This window comes from Natronorubrum halobium (genome assembly GCF_051351675.1).
Classification (GTDB): domain Archaea; phylum Halobacteriota; class Halobacteria; order Halobacteriales; family Natrialbaceae; genus Natronorubrum.
The window spans coordinates 4,555,970-4,580,779 of the sequence record NZ_CP195595.1; the positions used below are offsets into that span (position 1 = coordinate 4,555,970).

General features: G+C 66.1%; 22 protein-coding genes. 8 read left to right on the top strand and 14 right to left on the bottom strand.

The window, feature by feature from the left end; all coding sequences use genetic code 11:
- Nucleotides 1-125 precede the first annotated feature (125 nt).
- On the top strand, nt 126-950 hold the full coding sequence (locus ACSFC7_RS22800) for a YihY/virulence factor BrkB family protein (RefSeq protein ID WP_436345192.1): 825 nt from the start codon (nt 126-128) through the stop codon (nt 948-950).
- 28 nt (nt 951-978) lie between these two features.
- Here ACSFC7_RS22800 and ACSFC7_RS22805 read toward each other — a convergent pair whose 3' ends face one another.
- The 3 genes from ACSFC7_RS22805 to mutS form a co-directional block, all read right to left on the bottom strand.
- On the bottom strand, nt 979-2,037 hold the full coding sequence (locus ACSFC7_RS22805; protein WP_436345194.1) for a hypothetical protein: 1,059 nt from the start codon (nt 2,035-2,037) through the stop codon (nt 979-981).
- Nucleotides 1,967-2,677, bottom strand: coding sequence for a GAF domain-containing protein (locus ACSFC7_RS22810; protein ID WP_436345196.1), 711 nt, complete (start codon nt 2,675-2,677; stop codon nt 1,967-1,969). Before ACSFC7_RS22810 ends, ACSFC7_RS22805 begins: the two co-directional genes overlap by 71 nt.
- Before the next feature lie 74 nt (nt 2,678-2,751).
- Complete coding sequence (gene mutS, locus ACSFC7_RS22815; RefSeq protein ID WP_436345198.1) at nt 2,752-5,457, bottom strand: DNA mismatch repair protein MutS; 2,706 nt, start codon at nt 5,455-5,457, stop codon at nt 2,752-2,754.
- A gap of 140 nt (nt 5,458-5,597) precedes the next feature.
- Here mutS and ACSFC7_RS22820 point away from each other — a divergent pair, with 140 nt between their 5' ends.
- Entirely contained in the window at nt 5,598-6,359 is a 762-nt protein-coding gene (locus tag ACSFC7_RS22820; protein ID WP_436345200.1) for a universal stress protein, read from the top strand.
- Nucleotides 6,360-6,457: 98 nt separating this feature from the next.
- Here the strand turns inward: ACSFC7_RS22820 and ACSFC7_RS22825 are convergent, their stop codons facing one another.
- The 4 genes from ACSFC7_RS22825 to ACSFC7_RS22840 all read right to left on the bottom strand — a co-directional run bounded on the left by ACSFC7_RS22825 (nt 6,458) and on the right by ACSFC7_RS22840 (nt 10,798).
- Nucleotides 6,458-8,074, bottom strand: a complete 1,617-nt coding sequence (locus ACSFC7_RS22825) for a PQQ-binding-like beta-propeller repeat protein (RefSeq protein ID WP_436345202.1) — start codon at nt 8,072-8,074, stop codon at nt 6,458-6,460.
- Nucleotides 8,075-8,215: 141 nt separating this feature from the next.
- Nucleotides 8,216-8,974 carry a universal stress protein gene (locus tag ACSFC7_RS22830; protein ID WP_436345204.1) on the bottom strand — a complete coding sequence of 253 codons (759 nt, stop codon included), beginning with the start codon at nt 8,972-8,974 and terminating at the stop codon, nt 8,216-8,218.
- Entirely contained in the window at nt 8,971-10,392 is a 1,422-nt protein-coding gene (locus ACSFC7_RS22835) for an APC family permease (protein WP_436345206.1), read from the bottom strand. The genes ACSFC7_RS22830 and ACSFC7_RS22835 overlap by 4 nt, the downstream gene beginning before the upstream one ends.
- Nucleotides 10,393-10,468: 76 nt before the next feature.
- A complete protein-coding gene (locus ACSFC7_RS22840; RefSeq protein ID WP_436345207.1) occupies nt 10,469-10,798 on the bottom strand; it encodes a tRNA-binding protein in 330 nt (109 codons plus the stop codon).
- Between the two features lie 188 nt (nt 10,799-10,986).
- Here ACSFC7_RS22840 and ACSFC7_RS22845 point away from each other — a divergent pair, with 188 nt between their 5' ends.
- On the top strand, nt 10,987-12,222 hold the full coding sequence (locus tag ACSFC7_RS22845) for a cation:proton antiporter (protein ID WP_436345209.1): 1,236 nt from the start codon (nt 10,987-10,989) through the stop codon (nt 12,220-12,222).
- A 40-nt stretch (nt 12,223-12,262) separates the two neighbouring features.
- Here ACSFC7_RS22845 and ACSFC7_RS22850 read toward each other — a convergent pair whose 3' ends face one another.
- Entirely contained in the window at nt 12,263-13,234 is a 972-nt protein-coding gene (locus tag ACSFC7_RS22850) for a TIGR03560 family F420-dependent LLM class oxidoreductase (protein WP_436345211.1), read from the bottom strand.
- Nucleotides 13,231-14,622: a bifunctional hydroxymethylpyrimidine kinase/phosphomethylpyrimidine kinase gene (gene thiD, locus ACSFC7_RS22855; protein WP_436345213.1), complete on the bottom strand. Its 1,392-nt coding sequence runs from the start codon at nt 14,620-14,622 to the stop codon at nt 13,231-13,233. Before thiD ends, ACSFC7_RS22850 begins: the two co-directional genes overlap by 4 nt.
- Before the next feature lie 381 nt (nt 14,623-15,003).
- On the opposite strand from thiD, the gene ACSFC7_RS22860 reads away from it, so the two are divergent.
- Nucleotides 15,004-16,575 (top strand): sensor histidine kinase, encoded by a 1,572-nt coding sequence (locus ACSFC7_RS22860; protein WP_436345215.1) that lies wholly within the window; start codon nt 15,004-15,006, stop codon nt 16,573-16,575.
- 526 nt (nt 16,576-17,101) lie between these two features.
- Here ACSFC7_RS22860 and ACSFC7_RS22865 read toward each other — a convergent pair.
- Together ACSFC7_RS22865 and ACSFC7_RS22870 are read right to left on the bottom strand one after the other, a co-directional pair.
- Nucleotides 17,102-18,136 (bottom strand): AIR synthase family protein, encoded by a 1,035-nt coding sequence (locus ACSFC7_RS22865; protein WP_436345217.1) that lies wholly within the window; start codon nt 18,134-18,136, stop codon nt 17,102-17,104.
- A 150-nt stretch (nt 18,137-18,286) separates the two neighbouring features.
- Nucleotides 18,287-18,802, bottom strand: a complete 516-nt coding sequence (locus ACSFC7_RS22870) for an N-acetyltransferase family protein (protein ID WP_436345219.1) — start codon at nt 18,800-18,802, stop codon at nt 18,287-18,289.
- Nucleotides 18,803-19,408: 606 nt separating this feature from the next.
- Between ACSFC7_RS22870 and ACSFC7_RS22875 the strand changes: the two genes are divergently transcribed.
- The 4 genes from ACSFC7_RS22875 to ACSFC7_RS22890 all read left to right on the top strand — a co-directional run bounded on the left by ACSFC7_RS22875 (nt 19,409) and on the right by ACSFC7_RS22890 (nt 22,630).
- Nucleotides 19,409-20,512 carry a putative sulfate/molybdate transporter gene (locus ACSFC7_RS22875; protein ID WP_436345220.1) on the top strand — a complete coding sequence of 368 codons (1,104 nt, stop codon included), beginning with the start codon at nt 19,409-19,411 and terminating at the stop codon, nt 20,510-20,512.
- Between the two features lie 326 nt (nt 20,513-20,838).
- Nucleotides 20,839-20,964, top strand: coding sequence for a hypothetical protein (locus ACSFC7_RS22880; RefSeq protein ID WP_436345222.1), 126 nt, complete (start codon nt 20,839-20,841; stop codon nt 20,962-20,964).
- A complete protein-coding gene (locus ACSFC7_RS22885) occupies nt 20,957-21,430 on the top strand; it encodes a DUF7384 family protein (protein WP_436345223.1) in 474 nt (157 codons plus the stop codon). The genes ACSFC7_RS22880 and ACSFC7_RS22885 overlap by 8 nt, the downstream gene beginning before the upstream one ends.
- Nucleotides 21,431-21,508: 78 nt before the next feature.
- Nucleotides 21,509-22,630: a guanosine monophosphate reductase gene (locus tag ACSFC7_RS22890; RefSeq protein ID WP_436345225.1), complete on the top strand. Its 1,122-nt coding sequence runs from the start codon at nt 21,509-21,511 to the stop codon at nt 22,628-22,630.
- A gap of 78 nt (nt 22,631-22,708) precedes the next feature.
- On the opposite strand, the gene arsM is transcribed toward ACSFC7_RS22890, so the two are convergent.
- From arsM to ACSFC7_RS22905, 3 genes are all read right to left on the bottom strand, one after another.
- Nucleotides 22,709-23,620 (bottom strand): arsenite methyltransferase, encoded by a 912-nt coding sequence (gene arsM, locus ACSFC7_RS22895; RefSeq protein WP_436345227.1) that lies wholly within the window; start codon nt 23,618-23,620, stop codon nt 22,709-22,711.
- A 34-nt stretch (nt 23,621-23,654) separates the two neighbouring features.
- On the bottom strand, nt 23,655-24,044 hold the full coding sequence (locus ACSFC7_RS22900) for an ArsR/SmtB family transcription factor (RefSeq protein WP_436345229.1): 390 nt from the start codon (nt 24,042-24,044) through the stop codon (nt 23,655-23,657).
- 208 nt (nt 24,045-24,252) lie between these two features.
- Nucleotides 24,253-24,804, bottom strand: a complete 552-nt coding sequence (locus tag ACSFC7_RS22905; protein WP_436345230.1) for an XTP/dITP diphosphatase — start codon at nt 24,802-24,804, stop codon at nt 24,253-24,255.
- Nucleotides 24,805-24,810 lie beyond the last annotated feature (6 nt).

Below are 24,810 nucleotides of genomic sequence, written 5' to 3' on the forward strand. Positions count from 1 at the left end.
CGGGCGATCACACCGTCCCCCGTCGGTCGTCGGACCCGGACGAACGTCGCGGCCGAAACGGGGGGTCGCTTTCCTACGGCGATTGCCGGCGGCGGCCTTTTCGGGTTCGCTCTCGTCGTGTCAGTATGGGCGTGCGACGGATCTACGCCGTCGCTCGAGACGTCGTGGACGTGGTCCGGGCCAACAACGTCACGTTCATGGCGGGCAGCATCGCCCACGCCGCGTTCCTCTCGATTCTGCCGCTGTTGCTCTTCCTGTTCATCGTCGTCGGCGCCGTCGGCAACGAGTACCTGACCGAACAGGTCGTCGCGATGGCCCGCGACCACCTCAGCCCCGCCGGCGAGGGACTGGTGTTCGAAGCGCTGACGAACGCCTCCGATCGCGCGGGCGCCTCGCTCATCGGCGTCGCCTCGCTGCTCTGGGGCATGTTGCGCATCTTCCGGGGCCTCAACACCGCGTTCGACGAACTCTACGGGGGCGACCGCAGCTCCATCCTCGAGAAGCTCGTCGACGGCGCCGTCGTATTCGTCGTCATTCTGGTTGCAACGGTCGGCGCCGGATTCGCCGGTGCGACGCTGGCCGCGGTCGACCACTCGTTCGTCGCGGCGCTGACGCCGCTGGCGCTGTTCGTCGCGCTCGCGGTCGCCTTCTTTCCCATGTACTACGTCTTCCCGGCTCCCGACGTCTCGGTTCGCGAAGCTCTCCCGGGGACGATCATCGCGGCGACGGGGTGGGTCCTCCTCGAGGCCGTCTTCGGCATCTACGCGGGCGTCGTCGACACCGTCGGCACGTACGAGACGCTCGGCGCGGTCATCCTGTTACTCGTCTGGCTCTACGGCAACGCCCTCGTCCTGCTGGTCGGCGCGGCGGTGAACGTCGTCGTCGGCGGTCACCACACCGGCCACGAAACCGACGACAGTCAGCACACGCCGGACACCGTTCGCGCCTGAGCGGGACACTCAGTTGGTCCGCTCGAGGCTACCGGGCCCGCTCGAGAACCGTCCGTAATTCGTTGCGATCGGCCGTTTCGCTCGTCTCGACGTAGTGTGCCGCACAGCAGTTACCGAGTGCGAGCGTCGGCCTCCAGTCCCAGTCGCGAGCGCGAGCGACGCCGAGCGCCGCACTGAACCGGTCGCCAGCGCCCGTTCGCCGACGCGGCTCGTCGACCGAGAGGTTCTCGACGACCGTCTCGCCCGCCCGCGTCGCGACCGCCGCGATATCGCTCGCGTGGAGGGCGGCGGCCGTGATCCCGGCCGTCTCCCGAACCGTCGCGAGGCGCTCGAGGGCGTCGTTGTCGTCGCGGTTGACAGTATCGCCCGACGACTCCGAGCGCTCGTCGACCGCCTCGGCCGTGTACTCGAGTTCCTCCCGGTTGATACTGTAGACGACGTCGACCGTCTCGTCGAGCCTTCCCAACGCCGCGAGGAGGTCCGCGACGGCCTCGCGGGATCTCGTACGCACCGGGCCGGGATCGAGGACGAAGACGTCGGCCGCGAGCGGGCCCGCCGCGAGCGTCGACAGCGCCTCTGTCAGCCCCTCGATCGACGCCCAATTTCCGCAACAGATCGCGTCGGCCGCGAGGGTGTCGTGCGGATCACCGCTCGGACGGGCGGCCTCAAGATCCGCGAGCGACCAGGTTTCGACGTCCGCCGACTGCTCGGAGAAGAGGAGGCCGTCGTCGTCGAACGGAAAGACGTCGATCCGTGTCGGCTCGCCCATCGACACCGTCTCGAACGGGAGATCCGCGAACACCGGGTCCTCGAGGTGGCCGAACAGCGTCGTCTCGTCGCCCAGGGCGTGGGCTTGCCGTGCCATATTCACGGCCTGCCCGCCGGGTTCTCGCGAGTCACGCTCGAGCGGAACCGGGGCGGACTCGGCGCTGGCGATTCGATTCCCGAACGTTTCGCGGTCGGTGATCCGGTCGCCCCGCTCGTCGAACGCGGTGTAGTAGGTATCGACGCTGCCGTCAGGAAGCGTCGTCACGCACCGTTCGGCGTCGTCGCTCGCGAGTCGATCTGCGAGTGCGTCGTACCCCATACCGGCTAGGCGTCGGCCGCGTGGAAAAATGGTCTCGCTGCATTCGACGCTCGGGGCATGGTTCCGTCCCCCTCGTCAACCGTCCGCTCGAGGGCGTTCGAAGTCGTCCGCCCGAGGGAGTTCGAGACGGATCGTGGTTCCCGTCGGCCCCATCTCCTCGACCGCGATCGAGCCCTGAGAGAGCTTCAGGATCCAGTAGACGTGCCACGCCGATCACGTCGCCTTCGGCCCGAAGCGTCGCATCCAGCATCGATTCCATACCCAGGGGCTCGAGATAGTCCGGCGACAGCTCCGTCGTTCTCGGGTCGTCGCGGGCGTCGACGGCGCTGATCGAGCGGTGGGAGTGAAGCGCCTCGAAGTACGCGGGGTAGTCCGCCGCGACTAACTCCATCCCCGCGGTGTGATCGTCCGTCCGCGTATCGTAGTGATCGACACAGCGGATCCGGTCGCCGTCGTCGGCGAAGAGCCAGACGCCGGCGCGAGTGGCGTCGACGATGTCGGCGGCCGTCTCCGTAATCGAGCGGACGGCCGCCTCGAAGCGCCCGTCGACGACGTCGTCGTCGGTCAAGAGGTCGAGGACGGCCTCGTGATGCCGTTGACGGGGCCGCTGTCGTCGTCCACCGTCGTCCTCGACTGTCATCGGGTCACCACCCTGTTGCGTAGGATGGAATGAAGCTTTGGGCCACCGACTGACCCGCGCGTTCGATGCGGTCGTCACTCGTCGTTCGCCTCGAGTCGCTCCTGTAACGCCTGGACTTTCGACACCAGTTCGATCGGCGGCGTCGTGTTGACGTCGAGCGTTTCGAGGTCCTCGAGCACGCGTTCGGTCTCGGGATCGAGGGTCTCACCCGTCTCGTCCGGTTCGCCGCCGTCGGAGGGAGCCTCCGACGAGGATCGACTCGCTTCGCTCGTCTCACCGCCGTCGGCGTTGGCCGGGCCGCGAAACTGGCCGTCTCCGAGGTCGAACACCGTCTGGACGGGGTCGCTCGAGCCGCCACCTTTCGCCTCGATGGCCTTCTCCTCGCGCAGACGGTCCAAGACGTCCCGCGAACGGTCGACGACGGGATCCGGAACGCCCGCGAGGTCGGCGACGTGGATCCCGTAGGAGCGATTGGTGGGACCGTCGCGCACCGTCCGGAGGAAGGTGACATCGCCGTCGCGTTCGTCGGCGGCGACGTGAACGTTGGCGACCCGGGGCAGCTTCTCGGCCAGCCCGGTCAGTTCGTGGTAGTGGGTGGCGAAGAGGGTCTTCGCCTGTACTTCGTTGTGCAAGTACTCGGTCGCGGCCCACGCTATCGAAATTCCGTCGTAGGTCGCGGTTCCCCGCCCCACTTCGTCCAGAATGACCAGCGACTCGTCGGTCGCGGTGTGGAGGATGTTCGAGAGCTCGCTCATCTCGACCATGAACGTCGACCGACCCTGCGCGAGTTCGTCGAGCGCGCCGACGCGGGTGAAGATGCCGTCGACAAGGCCGATCTCGGCGTTCTTCGCGGGAACGAAACTGCCCACCTGCGCGAGCAGGACGATACAGGCGACCTGCCGCATGTACGTCGACTTTCCGGACATGTTGGGGCCGGTCACGACGAGAAATCCGCGATCCTCATCGAGTCGAACGTCGTTGGGGACGAACTCCGTCGTCTGTTCGACGACCGGGTGGCGGCCCTGCTCGATCTCGAGGCGGTCGCCCCGATGGAGGTCCGGCTGGACCCACCGGTTCTCGGCGGCGTGGGTCGCCAGACTCGAGAGCGCGTCGACGGTCGCCAGCGCGCGCCCGACGTCCTGTAGCAGTTCGGCCCGCGCGGCAACGCCCTCGCGCAGCTCCTCGAAGAGTTCGTACTCGAGTTCGCCGCGCTGTTCCTCGAGACGCAGAATCTCGCGCTCTTTTTCCTCCAACTCCTCGGTGGTGAACCGCTTCGAGTTCTTGAGCGTCTTGATCTCCTCGTAGTGGTCGGGGACGCCGTCCGCCGCCGACTTGCCGACCTGGATGTAGTAGCCGTCGGTCTTGTTCCGATCGACCGTCACGTGACTCAGCCCGTACTGTTTCTTCTCGCGGTCGGCGAGGGTATCGAGCCACCGCTCGACCTCGTCGTGGCGCTCGATCACCTCGTCGAGTTCGTCGTCGTACCCCCGCTGGAAGAGGCCGCCCTGGGTCACCGTCGACGGCGGGTCGTCGGCGATGGCCTCCTCGAGCGTCTCCCGCAGTTCGCTGGCGGCCTCGCGGTCCGGACGGGCCGCGATCTCGGTCAGCGGCGAGTCGGCGAGATCGGGAGCGGAATCGACGGCGTCGGCCAGCGCCGGGAGCACGGCCAGCGTGTGCTGGACGGCGAGCAGATCCCGCGCGTCGGCGCTGCCGTGTGACGCTTTCGACGCCAGCCGCGCCAAATCGTAGGCGTCGCCGAGCGTCTCCCGAATCTCGTCGCGCGCCAGCGCGGCCGACGACAGCGCCGCGACGCTCTCCTGACGGCGCTCGAGCGTCTCGAGCGACCGACGCGGGCGCTGTAGCCACTCCTTCAGCAGCCGACCCCCGGCGCTGGTCTCGGTGTGGTCGATCGTATCGAACAGCGATCCCTTCCGATCGCCCTGCATCGTCTCCGTCAACTCGAGGTTGCGCTGGGTGGTCGCGTCCAGCGTGACGTGGTCGTCGCCGTGGTGGGCCTGAATGCGGGTCATCGAGGCGAGCACGCCCGTGCCGGTCTCCTCGACGTAGGAGAGGATCGCACCGGCGGCCGCGAGCGTCGACTCGCCGACCGAGAGGCGGTCGACGGTCTCCCGGCCGAACTGCTCGCGGACGGCGTGGGCCGCGCGTTTCGGGGCGAAGCTCTCCGTCTCGTGAAGCGTGAGCGCCGCGTCGACGCGTTCCCGGATCAGACTCAGGACCTCGTCGTCGGTTCGGACGGCCGGCCCGGGCAACACCTCGACGGGATCGAACCGGTACAGTTCCGTCAGCGCGTCGTCCGCGTCGTCGGCGTCGGCCACGAGGAATCGGCCCGTCGTCACGTCGGCGAACGCGAGTCCGTAGCCGCCGTCCGTGGTGCCCGCACTCGAGCCGTCGACCACGGCCGCGAGATACTGCGCGTCGGCGTCGCTGGTCTCGAGCAGCGTTCCGGGCGTCACGACGCGGACGACCTCGCGGGCGTGGCCCGACTCCGTCTCGTACTGATCGGCGACGGCGACCCGGTAGCCGCGCTCGACTAAGGCCTTGAGATACGGTGTAAGGTCTTTGAGCGGGACGCCGGCCATGGGATAGGACGAGCCGTGAGAGGATTTCTGGGAGATTTTCAGATCGAGTTCGTCGCTGACGAGTTCGGCGTCGTCGCCGAAGAACTCGTAGAAGTCGCCACACTGCATCGCCAGCACGTCGGCGTCGGTGTCCTCCTTGAGCGAGAAGAACTCCCCGACGATACCCGTCGCCTCGGTCATACGCGGTGACTATCTTTCCACCGCTAAAATCCTGCGGGTTCCGCGGTGGAACCGGTCACGCGACTCACTCGCGTCTCGCCGTCGACGTGCTGGCGGGGCTATATGAGGCTCACCGTGGTAGCACGACCCAACTGCCAGCCATGTCTTCACCCCGCGATCACCGCGTGCTGGTTCCGGTCGACGTCCTCGAGGGACAGACCGTCCCGTCGACGGTCGTCGACGCGTTCGCGTCGATCCCGATCGTCCTGCTGGGCTATCGCGAGATCCCCGACCAAACCGCGCCGGAGCAGGCACGCGAACAGTACGGCGACCGCGTGCGAGCCGAACTCGAGGAGCTCCGGACGGTGTTCGAAGACGCCGGCTGTGACGTCACGTCGCGGCTCGCCTTCACCCACGACCGACTGAAGACGTTCGAACGCGTCACGGTGGAGGAATCGTGTGACGCCGTCCTGTTGCTCAATCCGGCACCCGTCCTCGAGACGGTCCTCGTCGCGATCCGGAGCGACGTCAACGTCGACCACATCGCTCGACTGCTCCGGACGGTCCTCGACGGGACGGATCTCGAGGTGACGCTCTTTCACGTCGCCTCTGACGAGGACGGCCGGAACGCGGGACGGGAACTGCTCGAGACGGCACGTACGGCGCTGATCGACGAAGGGGTCGACGGCGGTCGCATCGAGAGCACGGTCGTCGTCGACGGCTCGCCGACGACGGCGATCCTCGAGACCGCCGCCGATCACGATCTGCTGGTCGTCGGCGAGAGTCGGCCGTCGATCCGTCGCTACGTCTTCCGGGATCGAGCCGAACGGCTGGCCAAACGGACGGTCGATCCGGTGCTCGTGATTCGAGGGGAGTACCTCGAGGCGCCGGGAGACGGGATGGATGGCGATACCGACGAGTGACGGATCGGATACCGCCACGGACGAACCGTCAGCAGCTGGTCGTACGTCCCGATTCGTCACGACCGATACCACCCCGTTGTCCGAATGACGTACCCTCGTTACTCGGCCGGGTCGTCCCCGCCAGCCCGTCGGCGCAGCCACTCGAGGCCGAGCGCACCGCCGAGTAGTCCCGCGCCGGTGGTGAAACCGGGCGTCCCGTCGCCGTCGTCCGTCTCGTCTTCGGCGTCAGTCGACCCGTCACCCGTCCCGTCTCCGTTACCGGTGTCGCCGTCGTCCCCATCAGCGCCGGTTTCGCTGTCACCTCTCCCGCCGTCGTCAGCGTCGGTTCCACTGTCGTCTTCCCCGCACGAAGATTCGGTTCCATCGTCCGGACAGTCGGGCCCGGCCTCGTCGGTGTCGCCCTGGTCCTCGTCGGTACCGTCCGCGTCTCCGTCGGTATCGTCCGTGTTGTCCGTGTCTCCGTCGGTATCGCCCGGCTCTTCGTCGGCCGTCTGGTCCCGGAGCGCGACGAGATCGCCGTCGTGATCGACGTAGATGGTCGCGCCACTGATCGCACGGATCTCTCCGACCGGCAGATCGTCCGTCGAGAGCGCCCACTTCTCGGTCCCGTCGTACTTGTCCAGGGCGACGAGTTCGCGACTGTAGTCGGCAACTTCACCCCCTGCAGAACGAGAACTGTCTTCGGGGAAGTAGACGTACACCGTCTCGCCGCTGATAACGGCCTCCCCGATATCGTAGTGAATGGATTTCTCCCAGCCGTATTCGGATCCGTCGAGTGAACTGGCGTTGATACTGTGGCTACTTCCGCCGATATAAATCTCGGTGCCGAGCGTGAGGCCCGCGTATTCCGTCCCGGCCCTCTCGATTTCCTCGCCCGTTTGCGCGTCCTGGATCGTCCGCGCGTAGTACGATACCCGGTCAAGGGCGACTGCAGTCGTCGTCGCAAGAGGTTGGCTGCCGCCTCCGGCTCCGCCGGCCCGCCAGACTTCGGCTCCCGTTTCGGGCTCGAGGGCGAGGGTAACCCCCTCGTAGTCGTCGGTAGCGTCCCCCGTTACGGCGTACACCACACCGTTCGCTGCCGCAGTGGATGCGGTAAATTCGTACGCTTCGTCGGACGACTCGGCCGTAACTGGTTCGTTGTCCCACAACACTGAGCCGTCATCGGCGTCGAGCGCGTACAACGCGCCGTCGACGACCACGTAGACCTGCCCGTACGCCACCGTTTGGTCGCTGATCGAGTCCTCGGGGTCGAAGTCGGACGTCCAGCGGACGCTCCCGTCCGACCGGTCGAGCGCCACTACTTCGTCGCCGGTGAGGTAGACGGTTTCGCCGACTACCGACGGCGCGCTCGCATCGACGCTCGAGTTCTCCCAGACGAGGGAGCCGTCCGCCGCGTCGAGGGCGACGGCGCCATCTACGGTAGTCGTATACACCGTCCCATCGGCGATAGCGACGGTACCGTCGTGATCGACGGCCCACGCGGCCTCGAACGACTCGCCGTCGAACTCGTGTCCGTCGTCGATGTACCTGGCGTGGCCGGCATCGCCGCGGTACGACGCCCAGTCTTCGTCCATCTCCGGATTGGGATCCAGCTCCGGATCCGGGAGGGCGCCGGCATCGGATTCGGACGTGGCTGCGCCGACCGACGCGAGTCCGCACCCAACTGAAAGCGCTGCACCTGCCGCAAGTACCGACCGTCGATTCCAGTTCGACATACTGTCGTCAGCACTGGATAGCACCGTTACTATCTATTCGCTATAACGAAGTTGTTCGCTGCACAACTGTTTCAGACGGGATGCGAATTCGATTCTCACTCCGAGCGAACCCACCAGCCCGTGGATCGACCCGGGAACCGCTCACGAGTCCGTGGAATCAGTGTTTTGGCCGATATCAGGCGGTTGAACGCCGCTTTCCGCCGCGTCGTTACGGTCCTCGAGGTTCCGTGCGACGAGCACCGGCGCGACCGACTCGACGGCGATTCGTTCGGCCTCCTCGCCGAGGAGGAACGATCGCAGCGACGGGGCTCGTTCGCCAACGACGATCGCGTCGTGGTCGGCTGCGGCCTCGAGGAGCGCCTCGAACGGCGGCGCGTCGGCGACCAGTTCGGTGCTGACGTCGATTTCGCGCGCCGAGAGGTCTCCGGCGGCCGACTCGAGCAACTCACGGCCGCCGGTCTCGTCGTCGGTCGCCAGAAAGAGCGTGACGCCGATATCGCGGGTGCCGACCACGTCCCCGACGAACGAGCAGATCCGATCGACGGCGACGTCGCCCGTCAGAGACACGAGAAGCCGACCGACCTGTCCGCTCGCGCCGGGAATGGCGTAGGCGTCGGCCGCCGTCTCCGCGGCGATCCGGTCGATCGTCTGCTCCCGATCGTGGGTGAAGACGAGCCGGTGATCGGCGCGACTGCCGCCGACCCGGAGCGTCGAAACGAGGTCCTCGAGCGCGCCGGTCGCTCGCTCCTCGTACTGGACTCTCGCCTGATCGGGCGGCGTCTGTTCGGGCAGGACGTGGTAGCCCAGCACGGTGACGTCGACCGCCTCGAGCAGCGTCGTCAGTCCGGGGGAGACCGATTCGCCCTCGAGGATCGCCAGCGGAACGAGTACCCGCGTCATAGTTCACCTCTCAGGGTCACGTCCCGAGCGTAATAGGCGTACCACCCGGCGGTCACGAGCATGATGCCGACGCCGACGATCTGGGAGGCTGGCTGCATGAACCCGATCAGCGCGAAGCTACAGACCGCGCCGAATGCGGGCACGACGGGGTAGCCGGGCACCCGAAAGTCGGGGTCGTACCACGCCGGTTCGTTGCGGCGCAGGGCGAGCAGCGCCACGCAGATCAGCCCGTACATCACCAGGTGCAGGAACGAGGCGACTTCGGCGAGGAGTTCCACGCGGCCCGTCGCGGTCAGCACGAGGATCGGACCGCCGGCCAACCCCAGCGCGACGTGTGGCGTGCCGTACCGGAGATTGATCCGACTCGCTCCCCGCGGGAGCAGGGCGTCCCTCGAGACGGCGTAGATGGCTCGCGACGTGCTGAGGACCGACGCGTTGGCACTGGACATCGTCGCGAGGAGGCCGCCGAAGACGATCGCGAACGCGCCGGCGGTGCCGAGGTAGTGACGACCGACCTCGACCATCGCCGTCTCGCCGAACCCCGCGAGCGCCTCGCTCCCGAACGCGCTCGTCGCGACGAAGATCGTCACGACGTAGAGAACGCCGACGACGAGCACGGAGCCGACCATCGCCAGCGGCAGGTTCCGACCGGGGCCTTTCATCTCTCCGGCGACGGTCGCGACCTGTGCGAAGCCGAGGTACGAGGTGAACACGAGCGCGGCGGTCGTCAGCACGGGCATCGCGCCGAAGGGGGTGAACTGCTCGGGGGCAGCCGACTCGCCGATCAAGCCGACCGCGTCGAGGCCGCCGTAGGCGAGGAAGACGCCGAGGATCGACAGCAGCAGGGCGACGATCCCGTTCTGGAGTTTCGCCGCGTTTTCCGTCCCCGTCACGTTGAGTACGGTAAAGCCCGCGCCGAACAGCAGCGCGATCGGGATGACGAATCCCGCTCCGATCGTGACGCCGAGTTCGGCGAGCGTGTCGACCGCGTAGTAGCCGAAACCGACGAGGTAGAAGGCCGTCGCGAACACCAGTCCGAACCACAGCGACAGTCCGACGACGGTCCCCGCGAGCGTGCCCAGTCCGCGCGAGATGAAGTAGTAGCCGCCGCCGCTTTTGGGCATCGCCGTCGCCAGTTCGGAGGTCGGCAGCGCGACTAACAGGGCGACCACGGCCCCGATGGCGAACGATCCCGCTGCCGCCGGTCCCGCCCGTCCGGCCGCCAGCCCCGGAAAGACGAAGATGCCCGCGCCGATCATCGTCCCGATCCCGATCGCCAGGCCGCCGGAGAGCCCGAGCGTTCGCTCGAGTTCGGCGTCCTCCGTGATCGTCGCCTCGTCGGTTTCGACCGTCGGTTCGACGTCCGGGGACTCTCCCGCGATGTTGGTCCCCTCCGCCGGCGGCGGTTCGCCACCCATAGTACTCGTGACGATTGCCGGACAGATATCACTACTGTCAGAGTACCCGAGTGACATCGAATCGGGACGGTCCCGATCAGAACAACAGGCCGCCGAGCGGGACGTCTTTATCCGGTTCCACGAGCACCGGATACTCCTCCTCACCGGGGACGCCGACGGTCAGCGCCTCGGATTTGAAGCCCGCGATGCGAACCGATCCGAGATTCGTCGCACAGAGGACCTGCCGCCCCTCGAGTTTCGCCGGGTCGTAGTGGTGATCTAACTGTGCGGCGGACTGTATCTCGCCGCGTTCGTCGCCCAGATCGATCCACAGCTTGGTCATCTTCGGCTTGTTCGCCTCGGGGAACGCTTCCGCCTCCAGCACCTCGCCGACGCGGATTTCGACGTCGAACGGACTTTCGACCATGCGTCTCGGTATCGCGTTCCTCGAGAATGAGCGTTCGGGTTCCGGTACCGTGACAGATCACTTGCAACGTGACATCTGCCAATCGGTTCCGCCGGGTCAGCCTCCGATACCGATACCAACCCGCGATCCGGTCGGTTACATCGGAGTAGGAACGCACTTACCGCCGGGATGTCTACTCGCAGACATCGATGGTCGAAGCTGCTGGTATCGATCTACTCAACCTTCTACTGGTCATCACCCTCGCGTGGATATTCGGGACGCTGGTCGAGCGCGTCGGCTATCCCGCACTGATGGGTGAAATCCTCGCGGGGATCGTCTTCGGCCCGGCGTTGTTGGGTCTCTTGCACCCGAGCGAAACGCTCGAGATCTTCGCGGAGTTCGGGGTCTTCCTGTTGATGATCTACGTCGGCATGGAAGTCGACATTCACGACCTGTTCGAACTCGGTCCCCAGTCGCTGATGGTCGCGTTCGGCGGCTTCGCGGTCCCGTTCGGGCTCGGGTATCTGGTCGGTGGCCTCATCGGCGTGTCAGTCGAACAGGCGCTGTTCATCGGTATCGCGATGGCAGCCACGTCGCTGGCGACGAAATCCCGAATCCTGGTCGACCTCGACGTCCTCGACACGCGGGTCGCGGGCGTTCTCCTCGGCGGTGCACTGCTGTCCGACGTGGGAGTGATGGTCGTCTTCACCGGCGTCATGGGCTTCGTCGAAACCGGCGACGTGACGCTCCTGGGTATCGGACTGGTCGCGGGAGAGGCGCTGCTGTACTTCGCCGCGGCACTCGTCTTCGGCGACCGTTTTCTGCCGTACATCTGGGTCCAGCTCGAAGACTGGATGGAGCGCCACAAGTACGTGGACAAGACGTCGGCGTTCACGGTCGCCCTCGTCGTCGCACTCGTCTTCGCGTTCTTCGCAGCGCTCGTCGACCTGCACATGATCATCGGGGGGTTCATCGCCGGGCTGTTCCTTCGGCAGGCCCAGCTCGATCCGGAAATCTACGATCACATGTACGACGTGATGTACGATCTGGCGATGGGCCTGTTCGCGCCGATCTTTTTCGTTACCGTCGCGTTCGAACTAACGCTCGACGTGTTCACGGAGAGCCTGGGGCTTCTCGCGCTGATCGTGGCGACCGCGTTCGTGAGCAAGATCCTCGGAAGCTGGCTGTTCACCCTCCCGACGAAGCTCTCCTCGAGGGAAGGGCTCGTCATCGGGTTCGGGATGAACGGACGCGGAACCGTCGAGATCGTCATCGTTTCCATCGCCCTCTCGGCGGGCGTTATCGGACAGGAACTCTTCTCGATTCTCGTCTTCACGGCGATTTTCACCACCGCGCTCGTCCCCCCGACCGTCAAGTGGGGTATCGACTGGCTCGAGGAATCGGGCGACCTCGTCATGATGAGGGTGGACTTCGAGGCCGAGTAAGCGATTCCGCTGTGCGATAGCGCGAACCCGTGTTCCGTGATTACGCCAGTTCCTCGGCCAGCAGCGCCAGACTCTCGTCCCCGTCGTCGGCCGCGTCCGGAACCGCGAGCATGACCGTCTCGATTCCGACGTCCGCGTACTCCGCTAGTCGGTCGCGCACCTCCGTCGGCGTCCCCGTCGGCGCCGTCTCGACGTAGCCCGCGAGGAAGAACTCGCGGGGCTCGGTCGGCTCGTCGGGCAGGAACGCGTCGGCGAACTGCGCTCGTTTGGCTTCCGCGGCCTCGGTCGTCTCGCCCACGAAGACGAACAGCTCGGCCGATTTTCGGATCTCGTCGTATCGCGCTTCGCTCTCGCAGTGGTCGCGCAGGACCTCGAGCTTCTCCGCGAAGCCCTCTGGTTCGAGGGTCCCGTAGTTCCAGCCGTCGGCCAGTTCGGCGGTGTATCGCAGGGTGAACTGCTCGCCGCCGCCGCCGATCCAGATCGGCGGGTGGGGGTCCTGGACCGGCTGCGGTTCGCAGAAGGCGTCCTCGAGGTCGACCGCGAGGTGTTCGCCCTCGTGGCTATAGGTCTCGTTTCTCCACAGCCCCTGAAGGATTTTGACCGTCTCGGCGAGCCGTCGGAGGCGCTCGGCCGGCGGCTCCCGGAACTCGTATCCGAAGCGATCGTACTCGGCTTCGTACCAGCCCGCGCCGAGGCCGAGTTCGAGTCGCCCGTCGCTGATCCGGTCGACCTGCGCCGCCATCTTCGCCAGCAGCGCGGGATGGCGGTAGGACTGACTCGTGACGAGCGTCCCGAGTCGTACCTCGTCGGTGGCTTCGGCGAGCGCGGCGAGCGTCGTCCAGGGCTCGTGGGTCTCCCGGCGCGAGTCGCCGATCCACGACTGGAAGTGGTCCTCGAGCCACACCGCGTCGTAGCCGCGGGACTCAGCCTCGAGTGCCGTCTCGCGAACGGTTCCGATATCCGTGCCGTACTGCGGGGGGATGATCCCGACCTCGAGATCGGCGGGACTCATGAACCCACCTCGTCCTCGAGTTCCACGTCGGTCTCGACCGCAGCCTCGAGTGCCAGCACCCGGTCCGCGAGCATCTCCGGATCGCTCGCGACGAGTTTCGTCATCGCTTCCTTCCCGACGTCGCCGCGGTCGATCACGGCTGCCGGCGGCTCCTCGCGGTTGCCGAACGCCTGTCGGGCACCCCAGCCCATCGTGTTGCCTTCGGTCTCTTCGACGTCCGCGGGCTCTTCGTCCCGGTCGTACGCCGCGAGTTGCCACTCGAGGTCCTCGAGGGCGTCCTCGACGTCCGGGCCGAAGCGGCAGTTGACCGCGAACCGGAGGTCGGGATGGAACTCGCGGGCCGACAGCAGGAATCGGGCCACGTGACTCGAGGCCCCGAATCGGACGCCGCGGTTGGGCTGGACGCCCGAGAGCGTCCGGGTAATTCGGCCCTCGACGGCCGCGGTCTCCGCGACGGACTCGGCGGCAGGCGTCGCGCCGACGACGTTCATCCCGACCTCAGGGACGAGGACGGAGACGTCGCGCTCGACGAATCGGTCGACGACTGCCTGCACTTCTTCGGCGGTGAGGTTCCGACTGGCCTCGTTTCGCAGTTCGACGAGGTGGTTGACCGCCCCGTGGCCCCGTCCCACGTCGGAGTAGTATCGCACCGCCCGCGCGAGGAAGTCCGTCGCGCCCTCGACGGCGGTCTCGAGCGGTTCTCCCTTCGCGAGGCGGGACGCGATCGCCGCGGCCAGCGTACAGCCGGAGCCGTGAGTCGCCTCGGTGCCGATCCGTGGGTGTTCGAACGCGCGGGCGCCGTCGTTCGTAACGAGCACGTCCTGAACCGTCTCGCCGGGGACGTGGCCGCCTTTGATCAGCACTGCGTCGACGCCGGTTTCGAGGATCGCCTCACCGGCTTCGCGGGCGCTCTCCTCGTCGGCGACCGTAATGTCGGTCAGTACTTCGGCCTCGTCGGCGTTCGGGGTCGCCAGTGTCGCCGCTCCCAGGAGATCCTCGTAGGCACGTTCGGCTTCGGGCTCGAGCAGGCGGTCGCCGGAGGTTGCAACCATCACCGGGTCGACGACCAGCGGGAACTCGAACGATTTCGCGCGGTCCGCGACGAACCGGACGATTTCCGTCGTCGCGAGCATTCCCGTCTTCGCGGCCCCGACGTCGAAGTCGTCCGTGATAGCCTCGAGTTGGGCTTCGATCTCCTCGAGCGGCAGAACGTGCGAGGACTCGACGCCGCGGGTGTGCTGGGCGGTGACGGCGGTGATCGCGGACGTCCCGAAGACGCCGTGGGCGGCCATCGTCACGAGATCGGCCTGAATTCCGGCGCCGCCGCCGGAGTCGCTTCCCGCAATCGTCAATCCTACCGGACGGGTCTCAGGTGCTGGCATTCTCATACCCGTAGGTATTCCCCGGTTATACAAAGTGGTCGTGGTCAGCGATCCTGAGAATCGTCGTCAGTCTGTACTACTCACCTTCGTTCCGTACCACCCTGTAAAACATCGCTGCGGTGGCGTGTGCGGGACCGCGGTGAGTAGCAAACGAACCGCAGTCCGAACCCACGCGAGGGATGAGCGAGTGAACAGCGTGAACGAGCGAATCGGTTGGGGAGGATGTGGTCTCCCTCGTTGCCAGTGTTAGCAGGACAGCAATGAGGGTGTCATAGAACGGTTCGCACACTTTCTCCGCGACTACCCGGCGAAGGATAAGTACGGAGTGTAGATCGAGCAAGACAATCTGCGTAATGATGATCCCTTTCGAAATAGTAGTAGCCTCCAATGACCGGGTCTGAGACATCGGGTGGAAGCCCTCAGCCAAGCTCTCCAAGAGGTGTCTTGGAGCGTGTAACTGATGCGGTCTTCGCACTTGACGAGGAGTGGCGATTCACATACCTCAATGACCGAGCCGAAGCTATGCTTCAGTGCGAGCAAACCGATCTCACGGGGAAGGTTGTCTGGAAGGAGTTCCCCGCGATGATCGACTCGAGGTTCCAGTGGGAGTACGAACGCGCGATGGAGACCCAGGAATCCGCCACGTTCGAGGCGTACTACTCCCCGCAGGATAGCTGGTTCGAGGTGCATGTCTATCCCTCCGAAACCGGCATTTCAGTGTACGCACGTGACGTCACCAATCCGGACGAGCGACAGCAGGAACTCGAGGAGCGCGAACAGGCCCTCCGGCGCGCCTACGAGGTGTTAGCGGACTCGAATCGGCCGCTCTCCCAGCAGATCGACTCCCTCCTCGAAGTAGTCCGGACAGCGATCGGGACGGACTACGCGACGCTCTCGCGCGTCGATACGGGCGCGGGCGAGTACCACTTCGAACACGTGGCTGTGCCGAACGGGGTCAATCTCGAACCGGGCGACACGACGCCGCTGGAGACCCTACCGAACTGTTCACACGTCGTCGAGACCGCAGAGACGCTCGTGCTACAAGATGTCGAGGCGGAGGCTCCGGAATTAGCTGATCCCGAATGGGGGATCTCCTGTTATCTCGGCTCACCGGTTATCGTGAACGGGGACGTGTACGGAACCTTCTGTTTCTACGGGATGGAGGCACGAATCGAGGAGTTCTCCGACTGGGAAGTGACGTTTATCGATCTACTCAGCAACTGGCTGAGCAACGAACTTACCCGCGAAGTGTACGAGGAGCAGCTAGAGGAGTCGAACGAGCGGCTGGAACACTTTGCCTACGCGGCCTCGCACGATCTTCAAGAGCCCCTTCGGATGGTGACGAGTTACCTGACACTTATCGAGGATCGGTATGCCGACGAACTCGACGAGGATGGGCACGAATTCCTCGAGTTCGCAGTCAACGGTGCCGAGCGGATGCGCAACATGATCGACGGTCTCCTCGAGTACTCCCGAATCGAGACGCAGGGTGACCCATTCGAACCGGTTGACCTCAATAGCGTGTTGACGGAGATTCAAACAGACCTCAAGCTGCTGATCGAGAAGAACGACGCCGAAATCACGGCAGAGGACCTCCCCCAAGTCAAGGGTGATGTGGATCAGCTCCGACAGGTGTTCCAGAATTTGCTGGACAACGCGATCGAATACAGCGGTGACGAACCGCCGCGAGTGTATGTCTCCGCCGAACGGGACGGGAATATGTGGGAGGTCTCCGTTCGCGACGAGGGAATTGGCATCTCCCCCGACGACACGGACCGCATCTTCGAGGTGTTCCAGCGACTCCACACGAACAGCGACCACTCGGGGACAGGAATTGGGCTTGCGCTCTGTGAACGCATCGTCGAGCGGCACGGCGGGGAGATCTGGGTCGAGTCCGAACCCGGGCAAGGGACGACGTTTTTATTCACCCTTCCGGTGACAGACGAACCCGGTTATTAATCACGTGTAGTGAACGGATAGTTCAGTCTAAATGAAGTGAAAGGAACACCATGCGAATCGTTTTATGACACCCTCGGACAGCAATAGTAGTATTAGGAGTGAAGATGACGAGACGTATCCTGCTAACGTGGCTGCTAGGATTCCCACGTCCTCTCCGATTTCTCCTCACGGACGCTGCGGGACGGCTTTGTCGTTATCTCACGGGTGCGACGCACCCGTTCGACTGCTCGCGGAACCTCCGGTTCCGCGCTAACGTTCACTCCCTTCGGTCGTTCGCTCATCCACCGGAGGACGCACTGTGCCTTCCGAGCAGTCGCTCGTTGCATCTGCTCACGGACGCGAAGCGCCCGTTCGCATGGTATGCGGGATCTTCGGTCCCGCACTACTCGCGACGACCTCGCGTAGGTTCGAGCTGCGATTCGCTAATCGCTCATCGCAACTCCGCACGCGCCACCGCACGGGGGTCAGACAGACAGGGTTCGAGCATCGACCGAACGCAAACCACTCGACCAGACCCGAAATCCCGTTACTCGCTCGCCGCGTCGGCCAGGTCGGCGTACGCAGCCCACGACGGGTCGACGTTCGGGTGCTCGAGTCGCTCCCCATCGACGACCACGTCGCCCTCGCCGGCCCCACCGTCGCCAGCCTCGACGCGGCCGATTTCGGCGACGACGGTGCCCCGGTCCTCGAGCGCCTCACGAACTGCGTCGACACCGGCGGGATCGACGGCGATCAACAGCGACCCGCTGCTGGTCGCCGCCCAGGGATCCATCTCGAGGGCATCACAGACCTCCCGAACGCCGGGGCGCATCGGGACGGCCTCGCGGTCGACCGCGAACCGAGCGCCCGCGCCGTCGGCCATCTCGTTGAGCGCGCCCGCGAGTCCGCCCTCGGTCACGTCGTGCATCGCCGTCACGGGACCCGCCGCGGCCGCCGTGAGGGCGTCTCGGACGCAGTAGACCTCCTCGAGTCGGTCCTGTGCGCTCGAGACGACGTCTCGGGGGAGATCCAGTTGGTCGCCGAAGAGGGTACTCAACAGCCCGACGGACTCGACGGCGGGGCCGGTCGTCAGGAGCAGTCGGTCACCCTCGCGTGCGCCGTCGGGGCGGACAATATCCGCGTGCTCGCCGACGCCCATCGCGGTCGCCGCACCGACCCAGGGATGCGAGGAATCCGAGTATCGGGCCGTGTGTCCCGTCACGACGGCCACGCCGAGGTCGGCACACTCCGCGTGAATCGTCTCCCAGACGGTCGCGAACTCGTCGTCGGTCATCGACTCGGGGAGCGTAAAACAGATCGAGAGGTGCGACGGTGCGATACCGCTGACGGCGACGTCCGCGAGCACGAGGTCGAGGGCGAACCGGCCCGCCCGCTCGAACCCCAACGCCGGGAGGATCGAGAGGGGGTCGGTCGCGGTTACCAGCGCTTGTCCGCCGATATCGAGGACGCCGAAATCGACGCCGTGGCGCGGCCCCACTGCGACGTCAGTGCGATCCGCGCCGAGGTTCGGCGCGATCTGCCGGTCGAAGAACTGCCGATCGATTTTGCCGAGGTCGCTCACGCTCGAGTAGTCCAATCGGGGCGGCTTAGGCGTGCTGATCCGACCGAGGTGATTCCGACGGGTGGGCGAATCGGAATCGCTTCGACGTGGTGATCCGCTCGGGATCGCTCAGGCGTGATGACCCGTGCGACGATCAGTCAGGCCCGAGGGTCACACCTCGAGCGCGTAGATCGCAGTCGGGTACCACTCGCCCGCGATTTCGAACTCGGCCGATCCCGTCCGTTCGAAGCCGCGAGCGTCGTAGAATCGGCGGCCGACGTCGTTCCCGTCCAGCATCTCGAGTCGCACACGGTCGATCGATGGCGGCAGGCATTCGAGTCCGCGCTCGAGCAGTGCGGTGCCGACACCCTCGCCCCAGTAGTCGGGTTCGACGTAGATCTCCTTGAGACCGGCCTCGCTCGGGCCGACGAAGGACTTGGTGTCGTCGCCCCAGCGAAAATAGCTGTAGCCGCGGGCGGCGCCGTCGGCGTCGGCGAGAACGATGCCGTCCCGATCGTCGCGCAATCGGGCAGCGTACTCCCGGACGGCCTCGTCGGGTGGATCGGGATCGAACTGCTCGAGGACGTCGGTAGGGAGCAGGTCGTCGTAGGCCGCGCGCCACGCCAGCGCGTTGATTCGAACGATGGCGCGCGCATCGGCCGGTCCCTGCAAGTGACGCAGTTGCATACTGACAATATTCCCGTGACAATCCAAAACAATTTCGTCGCCGTGGCCCCGCTGACCGTTCGCATCGGTCCGCACCACTGGCGCGGGTACGGCAGTTTCGCTCGCAACACGGTCGACGAGACCGATCCTTCGAGTCGTACCACTGCGTTCCGTCCGACGAGTCGCCGATTCTGTTATTCTATATAGCACTCAGAAGTTTACCAGTTCGGAAACGCACTCACACCGGAACCCGTCGGTTCACTCCCGCTCACGCCAACGTGGCGGGATCCAGAACTCGAGTGGCGGCCTCGAGTCTCTGCAACGGTTCGCCGCCAGAGCCGAAGCGACGGCTCTCGACGTTGATCGACAGCGGCGGTGTCGATGCCGCGGCGTTCACGGCCGGCGCTGACGGCGGTATCCACGCCTGGCGTGTACCCGCGCGTGCGAGTGGGATTCAAGGTTACCGAGACAGCCAAACCGACATCACCGTGAACCCGCCGACTTGTAGAACGCCGCCCTCGAACGACGCTCCCGATACGTAACCAGATTACCCGACGAATCCGGAGTGTCGAAACCACACGGAGTTACAGACAACAGTGAAGTGTGTCTTCACCATAGCAGACGTTGATGGCGTACTCGTCCAGTGTCGCTGCCGAATCCGACCTCGAGTTCTCCACGTCCGAACTGACGGGTGCGCTAGGTGATTCGGTTACGGTCCTGCCCTTGCTGGTTGCGCTGGCGGCGACGACGAGCGTCTCCCTGCCACACGTGCTGGTCGGCTTCGGCGTCTTCCAGATCGTCTGGGGAGTCTACTACGGGATGCCGATGTCCATCGAGCCGATGAAGGCCCTGATCGGGCTGGCGATCGTCGGCTCGCTCTCCTATCCCGAACTCGCCGCGGCCGGACTGCTCGCGGGCGGCGTCTTGCTCGCCGTCGGAAAACTGGGACTCGTCGGCCACCTCCAACGGGTAGTCGGTGAGCCGGTGATCCGCGGGATCCAGTTCGCCGTCGCCCTGCTGTTGCTCGAGGCGGCCGTCGGGCTCTCGACTGGAAACCTCCCGGTGGCTGTCGCTGGACTCGCCATCGTCGGACTGCTGGCGCTCGTCGGCTACCGAGCCGTAAGCGTCCTGCTCGTCCTCGCTATCGGCGGCATCGTAGCCGTCGCGACGACGGGCGTTCCGACACCGCGCCTCCCCGAACTCGCGCTCTTTCCCGCGGGGACGCCGACGCTGTCCGGGGCTGCGCTCGAGGGGACCGTCGCCCAGTTGGGGATGACGGTCGGCAACGCTGCCATCGCGACCGCCCTGCTCTGTGGCGATCTCTACGATCGGGACGTCTCGCCCGACACCCTCTCGACGAGCATGGGTGCGACCTGTCTCGCGGCGATCCCGATCGGCGGGGTCCCGATGTGTCACGGCAGCGGCGGGCTGGCGGGGAAGTACGCCTTCGGCGCTCGCACCGGGGGTGCGAACGTTCTTCTCGGGATCGGCTACCTCGCGCTCGCGTTCGTTGCCACCGGCGCACTGTTGGCCGCGTTCCCACTCGCCGTCCTGGGCGTCTTGCTCGTGGTGGTCGCACTCGAGTTGGCTCGAGCGGCCTTCGAACCCGTCACCGGCCATCGATCGCTCACGGTCGTCGTCGGCGTCGGGGCCGTCGGGCTGGCGGTCAACGTTGGCGTCGCGTTCGCGCTCGGTGCCGCGGTCTTCTGGGTGCTGTCCGGCCGGGACTGAGTGCCGTGATGCGTCCGGATTTCGGCATCTGCGAGGCGTTTCGCTCGTTCCTGCGTCGGTTCGGCGTCGTCAGCTCGTCGCAGCGCCGCCAGTGGTTGGCACCGCCGAGCGCGCCCGTGTAATACCGCGCTGTCAGTCGTTCTCGGACCGGACCCGCCGTATCGGGCTCCAGTGTACGGTCTGGGACGCATAGGACAGGTCTCTCGGTCATGAGTAGGCAGTATGCGTCTATCCGCTTCGCCGCCAATACACCTCTACGTGCTATACGAAATCTGCCCGACTCGAGAGACACACCCCTTTTCTCCCCGGCCGCCGAAGCGCTCGCAATGACAGCGAGCTGGGCCGACCTCTTCGAACGTGGGGCGGCGTACGATGTCGCCCTCGAGGAACTGCAGGGTGCAGCGGACGACCTGCCGACTGTGGCCGACACGACGGAGACCGACGATGGCTGAGCAACCGAATCCCGCGCGGATCGTCGCGGATGCCGAGGTGCTCGCTGCCGACCTGCTCGTCGGCGGCGACGCGCGCGACGCCCTCGATCACGTCCGCAGCCACTCCTGGGTCGACCTCGTCGCGAGCGATCCGCTGCTCGAGCGAACGGAACGACTCGTCTCGAGACTCGGCGACTCCGAGTTGGCGGCCGACCATCGGGAGCGACTCGAGGCCGATCGGGTCGCGGTCGATCACCCCGCCGGCGACCACCCGGCGCTGGCGTCGGCCTATCAGGGACGGGCGGCACACCTACTCTCGTACGACGAGGGCCTCCGATCGGCGAAGGCCGGGCTCACGCTCCGGCCCCGCATCTCCGTCAGCGTCCGCCCGCCGGACGCGTTCGCGCGGCTGTTCGATCCCGCCAGTCTCTACGCGGCGGTCGACGGCGGCGAGTATCCGGGGCCGGATCGGGATCCACGCGCCTGAGTGGGGTGCAAGTGTCGGCGACCGGACAGCGACGCGCCGAGACGCTTATCCGATAGCAGCGGTGAGTAGTGAGGGGTTATGAACGATCTTCGCACCGGGTTGAGTTACGGGGACGTGCTCCTCGTTCCGAACCGCTCGCCGGTTGATAGCCGGAGCAACGTCGACCTCTCGACGAATCTCACGCCGTCGATCGAACTGGAGACGCCGCTCGTCTCCGCTGCGATGGACACCGTCACGGAGGCCGAACTGGCGATCGAACTCTCGCGAGCCGGCGGGTTCGGCGTCCTCCATCGATTTCTCACGGCCGCGGAGCAGGCCGAACAGGTCGAACGGGTCCACGACGCCGACGAACGGGTGGGTGCCGCAGTGGGGATCGACGAGGACTACGTCGGGCGCTGCACCGATCTCGTCGACGCCGGCGTCGACGCCCTCGTCGTCGACGTGGCCCACGGCCACTTGGAACGGACGATCGAGGCCGTCGAACGGCTCCGGACCGAATTCCCGGAGACCGATCTCGTCGCCGGCAACGTCGCGACCCCCGCGGGTGTCGAGGATCTCGCGGCTGCCGGTGCCGACTGCGTGAAGGTCGGTATCGGTCCGGGTTCGCACTGTACCACGCGGAAGGTGGCCGGGACCGGCGTCCCGCAACTGACCGCGGTCGACGACTGCGCGGAGGCGGCCGAGGATCTGGACGTCACCGTCTGTGCGGACGGCGGCATCCGCACGTCCGGCGACGCGGTGAAAGCGCTGATGGCGGGGGCCGACACCGTCATGATGGGGAGTCTCTTCGCCGGGACCGAGGAGGCACCCGGCGCAGTGGTCGAGGTCGACGGAACGCGGTACAAACGCTCCCGCGGGATGGCGACCACGACCGCCGGCGAAAAACGCGACGACAAGGAAAACAACGTTCGCGCCGACGAGGGTGTCGAAGCACTGACGCCGTACAAGGGGCCGGTCGCCGACATCGTCGCGAAGTTCTGTGCCGGCATCCAGTCCGGACTCTCCTACTGTGGCGGCCACACGATCCCCGAGGCCCGCGAAAAGGCCGAGTTCATCCGGGTGGCCCCCAGCGCGAAGGAACGCGAGGGGTACCACGCGGACCACGACTGGGAGGGAGTCAGCGTCGATAGCAAAGCGATGGCCGGCAACGAACCGACGCCCGACGAGGTGGCAAACGCCACCGTGGAAGGCGACGACTGACGACCTCTGGGAAGAAACCGATCACCTCGCTGTCGATGCGTTCGACCGCGATCGAACGATCGGCCACACGGGCGTGTCTCAGGTGGGCTTTCTGGCCTCGATCCGCGCGGAGACGACCGGCAGGTCGTCGGACCACTCGCCCTCGGCGGTGATCGAGCCGTCCGCGAAGCCCACGTCGGCGAGCCACGCTTCCAGTTGGTCGATCGTGGCAGCGCCGCCGACGCAGGCGTCGACGGCGTCGGGATTGTCGCGGATTTCGTCGGGTAACGGCTCGGTCGCGACGAGATCCGAAATCGCGAGCGTACCGCCCGGTCGCAGGACCCGATGCGCCTCCGCGAGCACCTGTCGTTTGTCCGGCGAGAGGTTGACGACGCAGTTCGAGATGATCGTGTCGACGGTCGCGTCGGCGACGGGCAGGTGTTCGATCTCGCCGAGTCGGAACTCGACGTTCGCGAACTCGCTCTCGGTCGCGTTTTGGCGGGCTCGCTCGAGCATCTCCGGCGTCATATCGACGCCGATGACCCGTCCGTCGGGGCCGACCTCGCGGGCCGCGAGGAAACAGTCGAACCCGCCGCCGGAACCGAGGTCGAGGACCGTCTCGCCGGGTTCGAGGTTCGAAATCGCGACCGGGTTCCCACAGCCGAGTCCGAGGTTCGACTCGTCGGGCGCGTTCTCGAGGTCGTCGGGGTCGTAGCCGAGCGACATCGCGCGATCCGGATCGGCCGCGATTTCGGTGTCGCTAGCGGAGGCCTCGCAACAGCCGTCGTCGGTCGCCGCAGCATCGTCGGCGGACGTCTCACAGCAGCTGCCGCCGGTCGCCGCAGCATCGTCGGCGGACGTCTCACAGCAGCTGCCGCCGGTCGCCGCAGCATCGTCGGCGGACGTCTCACAGCAGCTGCCGCCGGTCGCCGCGATGTCGCCGTACGTCTCGCGGACGTGCGTTCGCTGGTCGGTCGGTGCGTCGTCGGGGGAAGAATCGTTCTCGGTCATGATTGGAAGTACGGGTCGTCTGTCTCCGTTGCGATCAGCCGTCCGCCGGGACGTCCACGGCGGCCCCCAGATCGAGCAGGTCGAAGGCCGCCGTGTCGGTGATCCGGTAGTAGGTCCACTTCCCCTTCTTGCGGCCCGCGACCAGTCCGGCCTCCCGGAGCGTCCGGAGGTGCGTCGCGACCGTCGACTGGGGGGCCTCGAGGACGACCTGCAACTCGCAGGCGCACAGTTCGCCCTCCCGGAGCGCCTCGAGGATACGGATCCGGTGCTCGTTCGCGAGCGCACCGAAGACGGTCGTCTGGGTCGTGACGGTGTCGTCGGCCGGTCGTCGGTCCTCGAGGCCGGCGACGGTCTCTTCGACGTCGTCGCACACGCCCTCCAGGGACTGGCAGGCCTCCTCGAGGGCGTCGGTGTTGGAACTCATATTGGGTTCGGTCGATCTGTCGTGATCGCGTTCGGCGGGACGGTATCGTTCGGGATCGTCGACGCCACACTAGACAGATCGGCTTGCACCGATATAAAGGTCTAGCCTGCTGAGACCACTCTCTCCGATCAGGGGTTATCAGCCGGAAATCGCCCGTACATCGATTAATAGGGGCCGATTCAGATCGAGAATATCCAATTCATCTATTTCATACGTCGCGGTCGCCGTACCACTCCGCGAACGCGGCGAGCGCGCGTCCCCGGTGAGAGATCGCGTTCTTCTCCTCGGTGCTCATCTCGGCCAGGGTCCGGCCGTTGTACTCGAAGATCGGATCGTAACCGAACCCGCCCTCGCCGCGCGGGGCGACGAGCGTACCGGCGACCGATCCCTCGAACGCCTCGGTTCCGTCCGCATCCGCGTAGACGAGGACCGTCTCGAAACGCGCCCGTCGGTTCTCCTCCTCGCTCGCGAGTCGCCAGAGTCGCTCGACGCCGACGGTGTCCTCGACGTAGGCCGAGTACGGGCCCGGAAAGCCGCCCAGCGCCTCGACGAACAGGCCCGTATCGTCGACGATCACCGGGTCGTCGCTCTCGAGGGCCGCGAACGTCTCGCGGGCGCCGTGGGTCGCGATGTCCTCGAGCGAGTCGCTCTGCACCTCGGTGTAGTCGTACTCGATTCGTTCGACGGTCTCGATGCCGTCGAAGTAGTCGCGCGCCTCGCGGACTTTCCCCTCGTTGCCGGTGACGAATCGGATGGCCATGCTCTA

Excerpts from the sequence above, each read along its gene's own strand:
- ACSFC7_RS22800 (WP_436345192.1), top strand. The coding sequence starts at position 126 with ATGGGCGTGCGACGGATCTACGCCGTCGCTCGAGACGTCGTGGACGTG.
- ACSFC7_RS22805 (WP_436345194.1), bottom strand. The coding sequence starts at position 2,037 with ATGGGGTACGACGCACTCGCAGATCGACTCGCGAGCGACGACGCCGAA.
- ACSFC7_RS22810 (WP_436345196.1), bottom strand. The coding sequence starts at position 2,677 with ATGACAGTCGAGGACGACGGTGGACGACGACAGCGGCCCCGTCAACGG.
- mutS (WP_436345198.1), bottom strand. The coding sequence starts at position 5,457 with ATGACCGAGGCGACGGGTATCGTCGGGGAGTTCTTCTCGCTCAAGGAG.
- ACSFC7_RS22820 (WP_436345200.1), top strand. The coding sequence starts at position 5,598 with ATGTCTTCACCCCGCGATCACCGCGTGCTGGTTCCGGTCGACGTCCTC.
- ACSFC7_RS22825 (WP_436345202.1), bottom strand. The coding sequence starts at position 8,074 with ATGTCGAACTGGAATCGACGGTCGGTACTTGCGGCAGGTGCAGCGCTT.
- ACSFC7_RS22830 (WP_436345204.1), bottom strand. The coding sequence starts at position 8,974 with ATGACGCGGGTACTCGTTCCGCTGGCGATCCTCGAGGGCGAATCGGTC.
- ACSFC7_RS22835 (WP_436345206.1), bottom strand. The coding sequence starts at position 10,392 with ATGGGTGGCGAACCGCCGCCGGCGGAGGGGACCAACATCGCGGGAGAG.
- ACSFC7_RS22840 (WP_436345207.1), bottom strand. The coding sequence starts at position 10,798 with ATGGTCGAAAGTCCGTTCGACGTCGAAATCCGCGTCGGCGAGGTGCTG.
- ACSFC7_RS22845 (WP_436345209.1), top strand. The coding sequence starts at position 10,987 with ATGGTCGAAGCTGCTGGTATCGATCTACTCAACCTTCTACTGGTCATC.
- ACSFC7_RS22850 (WP_436345211.1), bottom strand. The coding sequence starts at position 13,234 with ATGAGTCCCGCCGATCTCGAGGTCGGGATCATCCCCCCGCAGTACGGC.
- thiD (WP_436345213.1), bottom strand. The coding sequence starts at position 14,622 with ATGAGAATGCCAGCACCTGAGACCCGTCCGGTAGGATTGACGATTGCG.
- ACSFC7_RS22860 (WP_436345215.1), top strand. The coding sequence starts at position 15,004 with ATGACCGGGTCTGAGACATCGGGTGGAAGCCCTCAGCCAAGCTCTCCA.
- ACSFC7_RS22870 (WP_436345219.1), bottom strand. The coding sequence starts at position 18,802 with ATGCAACTGCGTCACTTGCAGGGACCGGCCGATGCGCGCGCCATCGTT.
- ACSFC7_RS22875 (WP_436345220.1), top strand. The coding sequence starts at position 19,409 with ATGGCGTACTCGTCCAGTGTCGCTGCCGAATCCGACCTCGAGTTCTCC.
- ACSFC7_RS22880 (WP_436345222.1), top strand. The coding sequence starts at position 20,839 with ATGACAGCGAGCTGGGCCGACCTCTTCGAACGTGGGGCGGCGTACGAT.
- ACSFC7_RS22885 (WP_436345223.1), top strand. The coding sequence starts at position 20,957 with ATGGCTGAGCAACCGAATCCCGCGCGGATCGTCGCGGATGCCGAGGTG.
- ACSFC7_RS22890 (WP_436345225.1), top strand. The coding sequence starts at position 21,509 with ATGAACGATCTTCGCACCGGGTTGAGTTACGGGGACGTGCTCCTCGTT.
- arsM (WP_436345227.1), bottom strand. The coding sequence starts at position 23,620 with ATGACCGAGAACGATTCTTCCCCCGACGACGCACCGACCGACCAGCGA.
- ACSFC7_RS22900 (WP_436345229.1), bottom strand. The coding sequence starts at position 24,044 with ATGAGTTCCAACACCGACGCCCTCGAGGAGGCCTGCCAGTCCCTGGAG.
- ACSFC7_RS22905 (WP_436345230.1), bottom strand. The coding sequence starts at position 24,804 with ATGGCCATCCGATTCGTCACCGGCAACGAGGGGAAAGTCCGCGAGGCG.